Genomic DNA, 16190 nt, shown 5'->3' with positions numbered 1-16190 from the left:
CGCCATTAGGCTTGGGCCATGACCCGAGCCGGTTCCTCCTCCAACCCCAAATGGTCCTTCCGCGCGGACGAGGCCGCCCGATCGGTGACCAGGCTTTTCGGGCAGCGGCTCTTCTTCCTGCCGGGGACACACATCGCCGCCACCCTCCGCCCCTCGGGCCGGCTGAAAAACCTTTCGCGGCCCTGGCACTACTGGTGGCAAGCGCACTATCTGGATTGCCTCGTGGACACCGGCCGCCGGGAAGTGGGCTCAGCGGAGCATCCGGGGCCCAAGTTCGACGGCGAAAACCGGCCCAGCGCCGGCAGGCTCGCCTCCCGGCTTGTCTCAGGTATCCGGCTGCGCAACTTCTTCACCGTGCCCAGCTTTTCAGGGGCCAAATTCTCCGTAGTCAACAACTACTACGACGATATGGCCTGGCTGGCCCTGGCAACGCAACGGCTGGACAGGCTCGCCGAGGACACCCGCAAACATACCGGCCGCGAGCGCAACGCCAAGATCCTTCAGAGCCTCACGCTGCAGTTCGACTCCGCCTCCACGGACGACCTCGGCGGAGGCACCTTCTGGAGCAGGAAGCGCGACTTCAAGAACACGCCCGCCACCGCGCCTGTCGCCCTCTACTACGCGCGGACGGGCAACCGGGCCAAGGCCCAGGCGCTGCTCGACTGGCTGGACGCCCGCCTCTACGAGCCCGAACAGGGCCTGTACCGGGACGGCCTGCGGATCTCCGGCACGGGCGAAGTGGCGCTGGTGGACACCATTTACACCTACAACCAGGGGCCCGTCCTCGGCGCGCTGCTGGAACTCGGGGGCGACGCGAACCTCGGCCGGGCGGCCGCACTGGTGGACGCCGTAGCGCGAAGCCTCACCGAACCGGCCCCGCTGCTGGGCCGCAGCGCTGCCGTGTTGCGCTGCGAAGGAACGGGCGACGGCGGGCTCTTCACCGGAATCCTGGTCCGGTACCTCGCCCTGGCCGCCGGCGACGAACGGCTGCCCGAGGAAACCCGGGCCACGGCTGCGACACTGGTGAACGATACAGCCGAGGCCTTGTGGGAAGGCCGCCGGATTCTCCCGCCGCAGGACCGCCTGGCCCGGGCCGGGAGCCACCTGGTCTTTTCCGACAGCACGGCGCTTCCCGCACGCCGCAGCTATCCGGAGGGAGCCGCCGTCGAACTCTCCACCCAGCTCCAGGCGTGGATGGTGTTCGAGGCTGCCGCGTCGGTCGCCTCCGCGGCCGCAACCAAGCCCGCCTGAATTAAGTCACGCAATAGTTTCGTAATTCATGTGATCCTGATCACAGAAGGGCCCATCGGGTTGGTTGCTTAGGTTTGGCTAACCTACAGTCGTTGTTAGTGAGCATGCCCTAACTTCCCCGCTCACGGGGAGCAGGCACCTACGACGACTTCCTTGCAGAAAGTAGCCCCATGAAGATCCGCACCAACGCACTGGCGGGCATCGCCCTGGCCGCCACTGCCGCCCTGGGCCTTGCCGCCTGCGGCTCCGGCTCATCCTCCCCTGCCGCCACCGGGGCCGCCACAAACGGCACGGCGTCCGGCGAGATCACGGTCTATAACGCCCAGCACGAGTCCCTGACCAAAGAGTGGGTGGACGCGTTCACCGCCGAAACGGGCATCAAGGTCACCGTGCGCCAGGGCGACGATACTGAGATGTCCAACCAGATTGTCCAGGAAGGTGCGGCATCGCCTGCCGACGTCTTCCTCACCGAGAACTCCCCCGCCATGGCCCAGGTGGAAAACGCCGGCCTCTTCGCGGACGTGGACAAGGCCACTGCCGACCAGGTCCCCGCCGAGTTCCGCCCCTCCACCAACAAGTGGACGGGCATCGCCGCCCGCTCCACCGTCCTGGTCTATGACAAGAACAAAGTCAGCGCCGACCAGCTGCCCAAGTCGATGCTTGACCTGGCCAAGCCCGAGTGGAAGGGCCGCTGGGCCGCCTCGCCGTCCGGCGCCGACTTCCAGGCGATCGTTTCGGCCCTGCTGGAACTCAAGGGCGAGGCCGCCACTGCGGAATGGCTCAAGGGCATGAAGGAAAACTCCAAGGCCTACAAGGGCAACAGCACGGCCATGAAGGCCGTGAATGCCGGCGAGGTGGACGCCGCCCTGATCTACCACTACTACTACTATGGCGACCAGGCCAAGACCGGCGAGAACTCCAAGAACGTCACGCCGTTCTACTTCAAGAACCAGGACCCGGGCGCCTTCGTCTCCATCTCCGGAGGCGGCGTGCTCAAGTCCTCGAAGAACGCGGCAGCCGCCCAGGCCTTCCTGAAGTTCATCACCGGCAAGAAGGGCCAGGAGGTCCTCCAGAAGGGCACCTCGTTCGAATACGCCATCGGCTCGGACGTCCCGTCCAACGACAAGCTGGTTCCGCTCAAGGAGCTCCAGGCGCCCACCGTGGATCCGGCCAAGCTCAACTCCGCCAAGGTCACCGAGCTGATGACCCAGGCAGGACTGCTGTAACTGAAGTGACTAGCAAGCTGGCGATCCCCGCTCCATCTGGGGATACGACGACGGCGGGCAGGGGCAAGCGCCCCCGCCCGCCTTTCGGCGTCTCCGTAGTGTCCATCCTGGCGGTCCTGATCGCCTTGTTCTCCCTGATACCGCTGGTCTACGTGGTCTTCATGACGGCCGCCACCGGGTGGGACACCGCCGTCGCCCTGATCGTCCGCCCCCGGGTGGGCGAGCTCCTGCTGAACACCGTCCTGCTGACAGTTGTCACGGTGCCGCTGTGCCTGGTTCTCGGCGTCGGCGGCGCCTGGCTCGTCGAGCGCACCAACCTGGTGGGCCGGAAGTGGTGGGCCGTGCTGCTCGCAGCCCCGCTGGCCATCCCCGCCTTCGTCAACAGCTACGCCTGGGTGTCCGCGGTGCCCTCCATGGGCGGGCTGTGGTCCGGGGTCCTGGTGGCCACCCTGTCCTATTTCCCGCTGGTGTACATCCCGGCCGCCGCGACGCTCAGCCGCCTCGACCCGGCCATCGAGCAGTCCGCGGCCTCCCTGGGGCTCGGCGCCTGGTCTGCGTTCTTCCGGGTGGTGCTGCCACAGCTGCGCATCGCCATGACCGGCGGCGGGCTGCTGGTCGCGCTGCACCTGCTGGCCGAATACGGCGCCTTTGCGATGATCCGCTTCGACACGTTCACCACAGCGATCATGGTGCAGTACCAGTCCACCTTCAACGGCACCGCCGGGAACATGCTCGCCAGCGTCCTGGTCTTCCTGTGCCTGGTCCTGCTTGTCGTTGAAGTCCGCAGCCGCGGCACCGCCCGGTATGCCCGGATCGGCTCCGGGGCCCAGGCGCGCGCCCTGCGCCTGCCGCTGCACGCCTACCAGCTCCCGGCCCAGCTGTCCCTGGTCGCGCTCACCGGGCTGGCCTTCGGCCTGCCGCTGACGTTCGTGCTGCGCTGGGTGGTCGCCGGGGGCCCCGAGGTCTGGGCGGCGGAGGAGTTTCTGCCGGCCCTGCTGCAGACCCTGGTCTACGGCGTCGCCGCCGCCGCGGTCACCACCCTGGTCGCGTTCCCCATGGCCTATCTGGCCGTGCGGCGCCCCGGCTGGTTCAGCAAATCCCTCGAGCTGTCCAACTACATCACCAGCTCCATGCCTGGGATCGTGGTGGGCCTGGCGTTCGTGACTGTGAGCATCCGGATGCTCCCCAGCATGTACCAGAGCTCCGGGCTCCTGATCGCGGCGTATGTGCTGCTGTTCCTGCCGCGGGCCCTGGTGAACCTCCGCTCCGGCCTGTCCCAGGCGCCGAAGGAACTCGACGAAGCCGCGCAGGCTCTCGGGAAGCCGCCCCTGCTGGCCTTCTGCCGGGTGACGCTGCGTCTCACGGCCCCCGCCGCTGCCGGCGGCGCGGCCCTGGTGTTCCTGGGCATCGTCAACGAACTCACGGCCACCCTGCTGCTCTCGCCCAACGGAACCCGCACGCTCGCCACCGAGTTCTGGAGCAAGAGCAGTGAGATCGACTATGCCGGCGCCGCCCCGTACGCGCTACTGATGATCGTCATCTCGGCGCCCATGACCTACCTCCTTTTCCAGCAGTCCAAGAAAGCAGCCGGACAGTGACCGATTTTTACCCCACGCGCGAGGCACCCTCCCGCCTCCCCGAGCCGCGGATCGCGCCCTCCGTTGCCACCAGCACCAACAGCCATCTGGAGATCGACGCGGTCACCAAGAACTTCGGCTCCCAGGCCGTCCTCCAGGGCGTCAACCTCTCGGTTGCCAAGGGCGGAACGACGGCGATCGTGGGGCCGTCCGGCTCCGGCAAGACCACGCTGCTGCGGCTGATCGCCGGGTTTGAACACCCCGATACCGGCAGCATCTCGCTCAAGGGCAGCAAAGTGGCCGGCGAGAACGCCTGGGTCCCCGCGCACAAGCGCCACGTCGGCTACGTGGCCCAGGACGGCGCGCTGTTCCCGCACCTGACGGTGGGGCAGAACATCTCCTTCGGTCTGGACGCCGGCAAGCTCCCCGGCGGGCACCGCGGCGTCAAGGCGCGGGTGGGCGAACTGCTGGAAATGGTTTCACTGGACGCGGCGATGGCCAGGCGGCGCCCCCACCAGCTCTCCGGCGGCCAGCAGCAGCGGGTTGCGCTGGCCCGGGCACTGGCCCGCGAGCCGGAACTGATGCTGCTGGACGAGCCGTTCTCAGCCCTCGACGCCGGCCTGCGGGTGGCCACGCGCCGCGCCGTGGGCCAGGTCCTGAAGGACGCCGGCGTCACCACGATCCTCGTCACGCACGACCAGGCCGAAGCACTGTCCTTCGCCGACCAGGTGGCCGTGATGCGGGGCGGCCGGCTGGCCCAGATCGGCAACCCCTTCGTGGTCTACACCCGCCCGGCAGACCGGGCCACCGCCGAGTTCCTGGGTGACGCCGTCATCCTGGATGCCTGGATGGAAGGCTCCCTGGCCACCTGTTCGCTCGGCGGCATCCCCGTGCGCCGGCCGCCGGCCCAGGGCCGGGTCCAGCTGATGCTGCGGCCCGAACAGATCCGCATCGCCGAGGACGGCCCCATCCGCGGCACCGTGGTGGACACCGACTACTTCGGCCCCGAGACGACGGTGCGGCTCCAGCTCCCCATCCCGCCGGTCCTGGCCGCCGGCGCCGTTCCGGACCACCGCTACCCCGGCGGCGGGGAAATCATCACCATCCGGCACTGGAACGCCTCCATCGCCCGGCCCGGCACGGAATTGCGGCTGCGCGTGGTGGGCGAGGCCGTGGCCTTCCCGATGGACGAGCAGGCCGCCCCGTAGGGACATGCGGCTAGCCAATCGAGCAGCTCGCCTTATGCCCGTCATAGGGTGGGCGCATGACTGTTCAGCCAGGCCTGCACCGCCAACACTGTTCCATTGCGGCCCCCACCCAGCTGTGGCTCGATCCGGACGGCCGCCTGGCCGGTGAGGCAGGCCCGGCGGGGGCCGGCAACCCCAGCGATCCGGCCGGATTCACCGGCCTCCTCCACGGCGACACCCGGATGCTGTCCCGGGCCCTCGTGCGCGTCAACGGGCTGGAGCCCGAACCTGCCACAGTCGAGACCGAGCCCGGCGGCGTCCTGCGCGTCCGGGGACTCGTCCGGGGCATCCCTGGCCCCACGGAGGATCCCGCGGTGGAGCTCGTGCAGACCTGGACCGTGACGCCCGGCGTGGTGCGGCACAGCCTCCAGCTGCGCACCTCCCTCGATTCCCTCGACGTCGAGGTCGAGGTCGAGCTGGCTGCCGATTTCACGGACATGGCGCAGATCCGCCTCAGCCGCTTCCGCGAGGCGTCGGAGCCGGCCAGGGCCGACCAGTCGGCGCTGCGCTGGCGGGAGGGCGGAAAGACCCTGTCGGTCGCCGCCCCCGGCGCCGTAACCCCGGACGGCCGGCTCGCCTGGCGCGGGAGCCTGGGCCGGGGCCGGACCTTCGAGGCCGAATGGCAGGCCGTCCTCACCGACGATGACGATGCCGTGGTGGCCGCCCGCCCGCCGTCGTCGCGGCCGGCGCGGACCGGGCCGGCGGGGGCTTTGGGCCTGCTCCTGGACAATTCCCTCGATGAAGTGGCCGGGCTCCGGCTGGCCACCCGCCAGTTGCCGGACGCTCCCTTCACCGCCGCCGGGGCGCCGTGGTACTTCACACTGTTCGGGCGGGACTCGCTCTGGGCGGCCCGGCTGCTGCTGCCCCTGGAAGCCGGCCTGGACACCGGGCTTTCCGCAGGAACGCTGCGGGCACTGGCGGCCTTCCAGGGCACGCGGACCGATGCGGCGGCCGCCGAGGAGCCCGGCAAGATCCTGCACGAACTCCGGTCCAAGGAACTCGTGCTCGAGAGCCAGGGCCTGCGCCTGCCGCCGGTGTACTTCGGGGCCGTGGATTCGACGCCGCTGTGGCTTTGCCTGCTCGGCGAACTCTGGCGAGCAGGCCGGAACGACGACGCCGTCCGGTCGCTGCTGCCCAACGCGGCGCGCGCCGCCGAATGGTTGCTCGCCGCCGGGGCTTCCGGAGCCAGCGACGGGGATGGAGCGGGGAACGGGGGGTTCCTCAGCTACCGGGACGCCACGGGGCACGGGCTGAGCAACCAGGGCTGGAAGGACTCCCGGGACGCCATGCAGTTCAGGGACGGCCGCCAGGCCGTGGGACCGATCGCGTTGTCCGAGGTGCAGGGTTACGCGTACCAGGCAGCGCTGGAGACAGCCGAGATATTTGACGCCTACGGCGAACCCGGAAGTCAGGCACTGCGGGACTTCGCCGCCGCCCTCCGGCACAGGTTCCGTGAGCGCTTCTGGGTTGAGGACGACGCCGGCCCGTTTCCGGCCATGGCCCTCGACGGGCAGGGGATTCCCCTCGACATCCCGGGCTCGAACATGGGACACCTGCTGGGCACCGGCCTCCTGGACGAGGCCGAAGCACGCATCGTGGCGGATCGGCTGGTGAGCCCTGAGCTGTTCTCCGGCTACGGGGTTCATACGATTTCGCGGCGCGCTGCAGGGTTCTGGCCCTTCAGCTACCACTGCGGCTCGGTCTGGAGCCACGACACCGCCATCGCCATCCGCGGCCTGCTGGCCGAGGGTTTCATCGCCGAGGCTCGCGTCCTCGCCGACGGCCTGTTGGCGGCCGCGGCGTCCTTCGGGCACCGGCTGCCGGAGGTCTTCGCCGGCATACGGGCCGAGGACTCGGAAGTGGCGGTGCCGTATCCGGCGTCGTGCCACCCGCAGGCGTGGTCCTCAGCGTCCGCGGTGGTGATCGCCCAGGCCATGGGCGTAGGGCTCTGACGGGACTGCCGCCGCAAGGTCAGCGTCCGCCGCCGGCCGCGAGACCCTGGCGGTGCGCAACCCGTCGGCCAGGATGACGATCCCGGTAACGGCGAGCATTAGGCCCATGGAAGCAAGCACGTCCGTAAGCCAGTGGTAGCCCAGGTACAGCCGGCTATAGCCGACCACCAGCGTCCCGGCTGCCGCCGCCGCGAAGGCGAGCACCGACGTCGCCCCTGCGCTGGGCCGTATGGCGGCACGCGGGCCGCGGGCAGCCACCAGCAGGTAGCAGAGGACGAACAAGAAGACGCCGGCACCGAAGGTATGGCCGGAGGGAAATGACAGGGCATCGTCGGGTCCCAGCATGAAATCCCTGGCTGCCGGGCGGGCGCGGCCGACGTCGTGCTTGATGAGCGTGGAGACTGCAAAGGTGGCTGCCATGGCTCCGACCAGCAGGGCGGGACGCCAGACTTCCCGCTTCCACACCGCCCAGACCAGGCCCAACGCGCAGCCGATCACAGTCATCCATAACGGCGACGTGACCGTGGTCACGGCCGTCAGAAAGGCGGTGGTGAGCGAGGTCCGGGACGCCACGATCCCGTCGTGCACGGGCACGTCAAGGGAGGCCACACCACTCTTCGATTGCACCGCGGCAAGCACGGTCCAGAAGACCGTCTCCCCCACAATCAGCAGGCCCGCTGCCGCGAAGAAAAGTCCCCGCTGGGACGGCAGTGCGGTGGAGGGTCGCGGAGCACGCTGGGCAAGGGGCATCGCTCCATCCTGGCAGCAGCAACTACCTGCAGCCCGGAAGATCGCTGGGAGTTCACTGGGACCCGCCTCGGGCGACCGGCGGCCGGCTCGGCCGCAACGGCTGCCGTCACAGTGCGGTGGGCCGTTACAGTTCCGTGGGCCGTTACAGCGCGGCGGCCCGTCACATATCCGTGGGCCGTTTGGCTTGCGGGTACGGCGTTTCGAACCGGGCGAGCATCTCCACGAACCCGGCGATCTTCCGTTCCCGGGTGGAGGCCTGCTTGACCGCGTTTGTCCGGTAGATCAGGGCGTACCGGTTCACAGACGTCAGGACCTCGAACATGGCCTGCGCCCGGGGCTCCGCCGCGATGGCTGCCGCGAGGTCAGCGGGGACTTCCGCCGTGGCTGAGCCCACATAGGCGGCCTCCCAGCGCCCGTCCGCCTTGGCGGAGGCGACGGCGGCCTTCCCGGCCGGGGCCATCCGCCCGGCTGACTCCAGCCGTCCAATCCGCTCCACGTTCCGCGCGGACCACACACTCCTCGGCCCCCGCCGGGTCATCCGCTGGAACGAACTCTCCTCGTCACGCCGCCGGCCCTGACCGTCGATCCAGCCGAAACACAGCGCCTCCTGCAGCGCGGCCTCGTAGTCCAGTTCGGTGACCGAGCCGCCTTTCTTGTGCAGCACGAGCCACACACCCGGACTGTCCGCGTGGTGCCGCTCCAGCCAGGCGCGCCATTCGGCGGCGTCCTTCACCAGCAGTTCCTCAAGTTCAACAGCCATGGCCCCATTGTGCCCCTGGATTGTGCCTCCTGGATTGTGCTCCGGCGGGGCTGACCGGATGAGTGCTTTGGTGGCACGATGTGTTGTGGAGCCAAACCCGTCCTGCCGAGGAGATCCCATGCTGCGCGTCCGCCCCATCCACTACACCTCCCGCATGGATCAGTGGGAGCAGCTGCTGTCCGACCTCGGCATGGTGCGAACGGTCGATCGCGGCGACTGGCAGGAGTTCGACGCCGGTTCGGGCCGCCTTGCCCTGCACCGTGTGGCGCCCGGCGCCGGAGACGGAGCCGTCGGCAGTGCTGCCGGCGCCGGCTCCGGCGGGGACGTGCCGGATGGAAGGACGGACTTCGGCGTCGAGGTCGGGGACCTTGCGGAGTTCGCCCGCCGCACCAACGCGGCCAGCGTGGAGGACGGCAACGCCCCGGCGGAGCTGGTCCAGGCCCGGCATGGCGAGACCTGCCGGATTACGGGCGAGGACGGATTCGGCTTCTTCGCGGACAAGGCCGCCCACGGCGCGCAGTGTGCTGACGCCGATCCTGCCCTGGCCGTCGTCGAGGTCTGGTTCACGCCGGACGCGGCCGGCGCCGCCCAAACGCTGCGGAACATGGGCGCCCGGCTCCGCCCGACCCCGGACGCCGACGAAACCGCGGACTTCACGGCGAAAAACGGCGGGGTGCTGATGGTGCGGCCCGCCAACGGCACCGCCCGGTCCGGCCTGGGCTTTGAATACACGGGCGACCTCACCGCCCTGCGGGACCGCCTGGCGGCGGCAGGCCACCGGGTCAGCATGACGGAAGAGGCCTTCGGGCGGAGCCTGCATGTGGCCAACCCGGACGCGGCCGACCTGCCGGAGAACCCCAACGGCGCGATGCTCTGGATTTCGGCGAAACCGGCGGGCTCCTGACCGGACGTCGTCAGCCCGCAAACGCGGGGATGGGGTAGAACTTAACCATGAATGTGCGCACCCCTGACCCGAATCCCGGCTGGCTCTCCGACGACGACTTGTTTGAAGCCCGGGGCAGGCTGCCGATGGTTTACGTCGAGGCCGTTCCGGTCCGACTGGACCCGCTCGGGTTCGTCAATGAGGTCGGCACCCTCCTGCAGGCGGACGAGGACGGCACCATGGTCCGCTCCCTGGTCTCGGGCCGGGTCCTGTACCGGGAAACCATCCGCGCCGCCCTGCTCCGCCACATGGAGAAAGACCTGGGTCCGCTCGCATTCCCGCAGTTGCCCGTCAGCCCGGTGCCGTTCACTGTGGCGGAGTACTTCCCGTCCCCGTCCCATACCGGCTTCACCGACGACCGCCAGCACGCCGTTGCGCTCGCCTATGTCATTCCCGTCACGGGCGAATGCTCCCCGCGGCAGGACGCCCTGGAGCTGACCTGGATGACCCCGCAGGAGGTCATGAGCTCGGACGTCCAGCTTGAATTCAGTGGCGGCCGCGGCGCCCTCATCCGTCAGGCGCTGGCCTTCGCGGGGGTCGGAAACTAGAGGGCTCTTGTGGGACCGGTGCCTCCCGGGGACGCCCGGGCGAACACCGGCGTCCCCGACTTCACGCACCAGATTTTGTAGACTGTTGGGCGGACTGCAAGAGAACTCTAAGGACTCCCGATGACCCACCCGCCCGCCTCCCGGAACTACAGTGAACAGCAGGCCGGATCTCTGCGGGCCGGTGACCGCCTGATCCTGCCCGACGGAATCCGCTCCGCCGAGGTCCATCGGGTGGACGTCGAAACCGACGATTTCGGTACGCCCGCTATCGTCCTGGCGACCCTGAGCGGCGGCGGCGTGCTCCGGATCGCCGCCGGATCCGCGGTCCGGCTCGCCGAAGACGCCGAGCCCGGACCGGATGCACCGGAGACTGTAGAAATCACGGCCGGAAACGTCGACACAGCAGAAATTTCCCGGAACACGACTCCCCCCGAGCACGCTTCTTCCGCCGCTTCCGACGGCGTTGCCTCCGGGGACTCCCCTGGCGCCCCCGCGGCGCACGCCGTCGTCGTTCCTCCCCAGCCTGCTGCGCCGCCCGCGGTGAGCGGACCCAGCGAAGCGGACCTGGCCCTCATCCCGACGCCGGACGGCACGCCGGAATCCCTGGTGGAGGCGGTCGCCAAAGCGCATCCAGGTGCCGTCGGGGTGCTCCTGCTGAGCGAACGGCTCGCCAAAGGCATCAACACGAAGTCCGGGAGCTGCCTGAAGGACCTCAGCGACCTCGCCCATGAACTCTTCGTCATCCTCAAGGACGCCGAACGCGCCCTGGCGGTCGCGGATCTGCTCAACGTCCTGCCGTTTGACGGCAACCCCGGCCGCTGGGCCTCGGTGGAGGCCTCCCTGGCGCTCTCCAGCTACATTTGCCGCCAGCTGGGCCAGGACGAGCGGGCCGCCGTCTATGAAAAGTTCCTCCGCGCGCCCGAGGTCATGGAAACGGACCCGTTCAAGGCAAGAATGAACGCCAAGGTGCGTCAGCGCTCGCTGAATGAGCCGAACCTGTACGACAAGGAAATCTTCCGCTCGATCGACAGCGCGAACCCGGAGGCCGAACGGGAATGGCGGCTGCTGCGGCTTGAGGCGCTCCTGTTCCTGCGCGCCCACGGCGGCTCTGAGACGATCGGCGCCGCCGAGCTGGAGCGCCGGATCGGCAACGAACTGGACTCGGTCCGCGCCTGACCTACGCGGGGTCCGCCTGTCCCCCGTCGGGCGGACCGGTCCGCTTATCCCTCGGGCCCTACCCGTACCCGGCGCGGCGTTGTAGATTCACCCCATGACGAACAATCTGAGCGTTGTGATCAATTCCGACGCGCAGCAAGTTTGGACCATGCTGCGCGAACCCGCCAGGATCGCCCAATGGCACGGGTGGGAGGCCGATGACCAGGCGGCCGAAATCAACGAAATCTACTTCGGCCCGAATGTGGTCGAAGGCGCGGACCACACTTCCCTGGTGGTCGACGGCGGGGACGTTTTCACACTTAAACCTGTCTCCGACGGCACGGAAGTCAGCGTCACGCGGGCCGCGGTCGACCATAATTCCGAGTGGGCCGCCTGGGACGAGGACATCACCCAGGGCTGGCTGACGTTCCTCCACCAGTTGCGCTTCGCCTTGGAACGCCACCCGCATGGCAAGCGCCGGACCTTCTTCTTCGCCGTCCCCGGTTCCGAGGGGTCAGCGATCGAGAAGCTTGGGCTCGGCGATGTTCCCGCCCGGGGAGAGGCCTATTCGCTCACGCTGCCCACCGGGGAGGAGATCTCCGGCAAGGTGTGGTTCCGCAGCAACCACCAGGTCGGCCTGACGGTCCACCATTACGCCGAGCACGGGGACGGCCTGCTGATCGTCGCGGACCAGCCCGCCGTCGCCGACCTCCGGCCCGACGGCGGATCCCTCGCGATCGTCTCCACTTATGACCTCGGGGCCCATCAGCTGGAGGCGATCCGGAACTACTGGGACAAATGGCGGGCTGAGAACTACCCCACATCGGATCCCGTCCACTAAGGCCTGGGCAGCGTTAGCTGGCACACTTGAACCGTGCCAGCCAATCCTGTCTCCGATCCCCTGTCCGGTCCGGTCGCCGATTCCGTCTCCGGTTCCCTGTCGGCGCCTGCCCTGCAGTCCGAGTTCTCCTTCCGCGTGGGCAAGCGCCTCAGCGAGGCGTGCCCGCCGTCGGCCAGGCAGGTTGCCGCGAACGGCGGGGAGTTCCTGGGGCGGACCGGCACCATCGCCACCCCGCACGGCGAGATCCAGACGCCGGCGTTCATCGCCGTCGGCACCAAAGCCACCGTCAAATCGGTGCTGCCGGAATCCATTGCAGAACTCGGGGCGCAGGCCGTGCTCGCGAACGCCTACCACCTGTACCTGCAGCCGGGCGCCGACGTCCTGGACGAAGCCGGCGGGCTGGGCGCGTTCATGAACTGGCGCGGGCCCACGTTCACCGACTCCGGTGGCTTCCAGGTGATGAGCCTGGGCTCGGGGTTCAAAAAGGTCATCGACATGAAGTCGGTGGACAATTCAGGGCCCGACGACGCCGTCGCCCCGGGCAAGGAACGCCTGGCCCACGTGGACGAGGACGGCGTGTGGTTCAAGAGCCACCTCAACGGCGACCGGCACCGGTTCAGCCCCGAGATTTCCATGAACGTCCAGCACCAGATCGGCGCGGACATCATGTTTGCGTTCGACGAGCTCACCACGCTGCAGAATTCCCGCGGCTACCAGGAGGAGTCCCTGGAAAGGACGCGGCGCTGGGCCGAGCGGTGCATCACCGAGCACTTCCGGCTCACCTCCGCCCGGGCCGGCAAGCCCTACCAGGCCCTGTTCGGCGTGATCCAGGGCGCCCAGTACGAGGACCTGCGGCGCAAGGCCTGCCGCGACCTCGGCGCCATGAACTTCGACGGCTTCGGCATCGGCGGGGCGTTGGAGAAGGAGAACCTCGGCACGATCGTGCGCTGGTGCAACGAGGAGCTGCCGGAGAACAAACCGCGGCACCTGCTGGGCATCTCCGAACCGGACGACATCTTCACCGCGATCGAGAACGGGGCGGACACCTTCGATTGCGTCTCGCCCACCCGTGTGGCCCGCAACTCGGCGTTCTACCACCCCACCGGCCGGTACAACCTCTCCGGGGCCAAGTACAAACGCGACTTCGGCCCGCTCCAGGAAGGTTGCGACTGCTATGCGTGCACGAACTACTCCCGGGCCTACATCCACCACCTGTTCAAGGCCAAGGAGATGGTCTCGGCCACGCTGATCTCCATCCACAACGAGCGCTTCGTGGTCAAGATGGTGGACGACGCCCGGCTCGCCATCGAAGCCGGCAACTTCTTCGACTTCAAGGCCGAAACCCTGGGCCGCTACTACTCCTAGCCCTACGCGCCGTAGCTGGGTTCGCGCCTCTTGACTTTCGAGGCGCCCCGGAACCGGCGTTCCGTAGCCGGCGACCCGCCGTCGTCGTTGTCTGGGGCTGGCGTTAGCGGCGCGAGGCGTCGACCAACCTGCCGTCGTCGTCCGTGCGACCGGCGACCGCGGAACCGGTGGCCGGCTCCCAGGCGTGACCCTGCTCGTGGTCCAGGTGCGTGGACTTCTTGTTCCGCAGGCAGAAGATGTAGACCAGCAGCGAGATGCCGATGGCCACCGTGACGTACGTGAAGAACAGCTCCTCCTGGCCGGCCTTCTGCAGCGCGGCGCCGATCAGCGGGACGGTGCCGCCGAAGAGCGAGTTGGCGATCGCGTAGCCGAGTCCGACGCCGAGGGCGCGGATGGAGGCCGGGAACAGTTCGGCCTTCACCAAGGCGTTGATGGAGGTATAGCCGCCGACGATCAGCAGGCCGCCCATCATGAGCAGGAACGCGGTGAAGGGATCCTTGGTGCCGGCGAGGGTGGACAGGAGCGGCCAGGTGAACAGGAGGCCGGTGACCCCGAACCAGAGCAGCAGGGGTTTGCGGCCGACCTTGTCCGAGATGATTCCGTAGACCGGCTGGAGCAGCATGAAGATGAACAGTGCCCAGAAGTTGATGATCGACGTGTCGGTCTTGGCGATGCCGGAGGTATCGTTCATGAACTTGAGGATGAAGTTGGTGTACGTGTAGAACGCCACCGTCCCGCCAAGGGTGATCCCGATGCAGACCAGGAGCGGCTTCCAATAGCTCGTGAACAGCAGCTTCATGGTCCCCGGCTGCGCCTCACCGGCAGCGGCGGGGGCCTTTGCGGCCTCGATCTGTTCCGTGGAAACCGTTTCCTCCATGGACCGCCGCAGCCACAGGACCACCAGGGCGGCGACGCCGCCCACGGCGAACGGGATGCGCCAGCCCCACTCGCCGAGCTCGGCCTTGGGCATCACGCTCTGCAGTACCACGAGCACCAGCAGGGCCAGCATCTGGCCGCCGATCAGCGTGACGTACTGGAAACTGGAGAAGAAGCCGCGGCGCTTGCTGGTGGCCGCCTCGGACATGTAGGTGGCGCTGGTGCCGTATTCGCCGCCTACGGAGAAGCCCTGGAGTACGCGGATGAGGACCAGCAGGATCATGGCCCAGAGGCCGATCACGTCCTGGGTGGGCAGCACCGCGATGGCGAAGGAACCGGCGGACATCATGGTCACGCTCAGCGTCAGCGCTGCCTTGCGGCCCCTGCGGTCGGCGTAGCGGCCGAAGAACCAGGCGCCGATCGGGCGCATCAGGAACGACGTCGAGAACACCGCCATCGCCTCGAGGCCGGCCTGGAGCTCGTCCTTGGAGTTGAAGAAGTGGGCCTGGAAGTAGGCCGCGAAGACCGTGTAGACGTAGAGGTCGTACCACTCGACAAGGTTGCCTGCCGAGCCTTTGAGGATGTTGCCGACGGCTCTTCGGGTCTGTGCCGCTTCGGACAGTTGGGTGCTCATCAATGAACCTTCCTGGATCCGGCGCCGCCTGCAGGCAACGCCGTCCGCCACCCTAGTCCGCGTGGCCGGGTTCATCAAATGCCTGTTCAGAAGCACAATGCGTGCCGTTGCGGCGAAATGGCAGGATAGGACCATGACTTCTACCGCGTTCGACTCCGCTGCCCTGGCCGTCACCGATACCGCCGCCGGCACTGTCTCCTCCCCCGCTGTCGCGCTGACCATTGCCGGCTCCGAAGCGACCGGCGGCGCCGGCGCGCAAGCTGACCTGAAGACCTTCCAGGAACTCGGCGTCTTCGGGATCGCGAATCTGACCTGCATCGTGTCCTTCGATCCCCAGGACAACTGGAACCACCGGTTCGTCCCGGTGGACCAGCAGGTCATCGCCGACCAGCTGGAGGCGACGACGGCGGCCTACGGCGCAGCGTCCGGCGCACCGGTGCTGGACACGGTGAAGATCGGCATGCTCGGCAGCCCGGCGACGATCTCGACGGTGGCCGAGGCGCTGGCTGACGGGCAGTTCGCCAACGTGGTGCTGGATCCGGTGCTGATCTGCAAGGGCCAGGAGCCGGGGCACGCGTTGGACACGGACCAGGCGCTCAAGGCCCAGATCCTGCCGCTGGCCACGTTCGTGACGCCCAACCACTTCGAGGCGGAGTCGCTCTCCGGTCTGGAAATCACCGACGTCGAATCCCTCAAGGCCGCCGCGGTCCGCATCCATGAACTCAGCGGCGCCGCTGTCCTCGCCAAGGGCGGCGTGCGACTGGCCGGGCCGGACGCCGTCGACGTCTACTTCGACGGCGAAACGCTGGAAGTCCTGTCGGCCCCGAAGGTGGGCGAAGTGGCCGTGTCCGGCGCCGGGTGCTCGCTGGCCGCCGCCGTGACGGCCGAACTCGCCAAGGGTGCGACCCCGCTCGAGGCAGCCCGGACGGCCAAGGCGTTTGTGACCGCGGGAATCCGGAACCGGGTGGCCTCAGGTGCCCCGTTCGATGCGCTCTGGCAGGGCGGCCCGCGCTAACCCCGCCACCCCCGACGCTCCCTCACGTGTGGGAGCTTCCACCCCGACGC

The 16190-nt window shown here is 68.5% G+C and carries 14 protein-coding genes; 11 read left to right on the top strand and 3 right to left on the bottom strand.

Features of this window, described 5'->3' with window-relative positions:
- Nucleotides 1–18: 18 nt before the first annotated feature.
- The 5 genes from ACFVVK_RS09730 (at nt 19) to ACFVVK_RS09710 (ending at nt 7253) form a co-directional block, all read left to right on the top strand.
- Nucleotides 19–1251, top strand: coding sequence for a glycoside hydrolase family 76 protein (locus ACFVVK_RS09730; RefSeq protein WP_390266214.1), 1233 nt, complete (start codon nt 19–21; stop codon nt 1249–1251).
- A gap of 170 nt (nt 1252–1421) precedes the next feature.
- Nucleotides 1422–2477 carry an iron ABC transporter substrate-binding protein gene (locus ACFVVK_RS09725; protein WP_390266213.1) on the top strand — a complete coding sequence of 352 codons (1056 nt, stop codon included), beginning with the start codon at nt 1422–1424 and terminating at the stop codon, nt 2475–2477.
- A 5-nt stretch (nt 2478–2482) separates the two neighbouring features.
- A complete protein-coding gene (locus ACFVVK_RS09720) occupies nt 2483–4075 on the top strand; it encodes an ABC transporter permease (protein WP_390266212.1) in 1593 nt (530 codons plus the stop codon).
- Between the two features lie 50 nt (nt 4076–4125).
- Nucleotides 4126–5262 carry an ABC transporter ATP-binding protein gene (locus ACFVVK_RS09715; RefSeq protein ID WP_390266348.1) on the top strand — a complete coding sequence of 379 codons (1137 nt, stop codon included), beginning with the start codon at nt 4126–4128 and terminating at the stop codon, nt 5260–5262.
- Nucleotides 5263–5318: 56 nt separating this feature from the next.
- On the top strand, nt 5319–7253 hold the full coding sequence (locus ACFVVK_RS09710; RefSeq protein WP_390266211.1) for a glycogen debranching N-terminal domain-containing protein: 1935 nt from the start codon (nt 5319–5321) through the stop codon (nt 7251–7253).
- Here ACFVVK_RS09710 and ACFVVK_RS09705 read toward each other — a convergent pair.
- Nucleotides 7206–8003, bottom strand: a complete 798-nt coding sequence (locus ACFVVK_RS09705; protein WP_390266210.1) for a phosphatase PAP2 family protein — start codon at nt 8001–8003, stop codon at nt 7206–7208. The two genes, ACFVVK_RS09710 and ACFVVK_RS09705, sit on opposite strands and share 48 nt — an antisense overlap.
- A 160-nt stretch (nt 8004–8163) precedes the next feature.
- A complete protein-coding gene (locus tag ACFVVK_RS09700; RefSeq protein ID WP_390266209.1) occupies nt 8164–8763 on the bottom strand; it encodes a YdeI family protein in 600 nt (199 codons plus the stop codon).
- 118 nt (nt 8764–8881) lie between these two features.
- On the opposite strand from ACFVVK_RS09700, the gene ACFVVK_RS09695 reads away from it, so the two are divergent.
- From ACFVVK_RS09695 to tgt, 5 genes are all read left to right on the top strand, one after another.
- Complete coding sequence (locus ACFVVK_RS09695) at nt 8882–9667, top strand: VOC family protein (protein WP_390266208.1); 786 nt, start codon at nt 8882–8884, stop codon at nt 9665–9667.
- Between the two features lie 47 nt (nt 9668–9714).
- Nucleotides 9715–10254 (top strand): NUDIX hydrolase family protein, encoded by a 540-nt coding sequence (locus tag ACFVVK_RS09690; protein WP_390266207.1) that lies wholly within the window; start codon nt 9715–9717, stop codon nt 10252–10254.
- 120 nt (nt 10255–10374) lie between these two features.
- Nucleotides 10375–11430, top strand: coding sequence for a DUF6707 family protein (locus tag ACFVVK_RS09685; RefSeq protein WP_390266206.1), 1056 nt, complete (start codon nt 10375–10377; stop codon nt 11428–11430).
- Nucleotides 11431–11524: 94 nt separating this feature from the next.
- Entirely contained in the window at nt 11525–12250 is a 726-nt protein-coding gene (locus tag ACFVVK_RS09680) for an SRPBCC domain-containing protein (RefSeq protein ID WP_390266205.1), read from the top strand.
- A gap of 33 nt (nt 12251–12283) precedes the next feature.
- On the top strand, nt 12284–13615 hold the full coding sequence (tgt, locus tag ACFVVK_RS09675; RefSeq protein ID WP_390266204.1) for a tRNA guanosine(34) transglycosylase Tgt: 1332 nt from the start codon (nt 12284–12286) through the stop codon (nt 13613–13615).
- Nucleotides 13616–13718: 103 nt separating this feature from the next.
- Here the strand turns inward: tgt and ACFVVK_RS09670 are convergent, their stop codons facing one another.
- Entirely contained in the window at nt 13719–15125 is a 1407-nt protein-coding gene (locus ACFVVK_RS09670) for an MFS transporter (RefSeq protein ID WP_390266203.1), read from the bottom strand.
- A 133-nt stretch (nt 15126–15258) separates the two neighbouring features.
- On the opposite strand from ACFVVK_RS09670, the gene ACFVVK_RS09665 reads away from it, so the two are divergent.
- Entirely contained in the window at nt 15259–16140 is an 882-nt protein-coding gene (locus ACFVVK_RS09665) for a hydroxymethylpyrimidine/phosphomethylpyrimidine kinase (RefSeq protein WP_390266202.1), read from the top strand.
- The last annotated feature ends 50 nt before the right edge of the window (nt 16141–16190 follow it).

Source organism: Arthrobacter sp. NPDC058192 (assembly GCF_042883665.1).
In the GTDB taxonomy this organism is placed as follows: Bacteria; Actinomycetota; Actinomycetes; order Actinomycetales; family Micrococcaceae; genus Arthrobacter.
The sequence above is the reverse complement of the archived record's forward strand: the minus strand, read 5'-3'. Positions and strand labels throughout refer to the sequence as shown.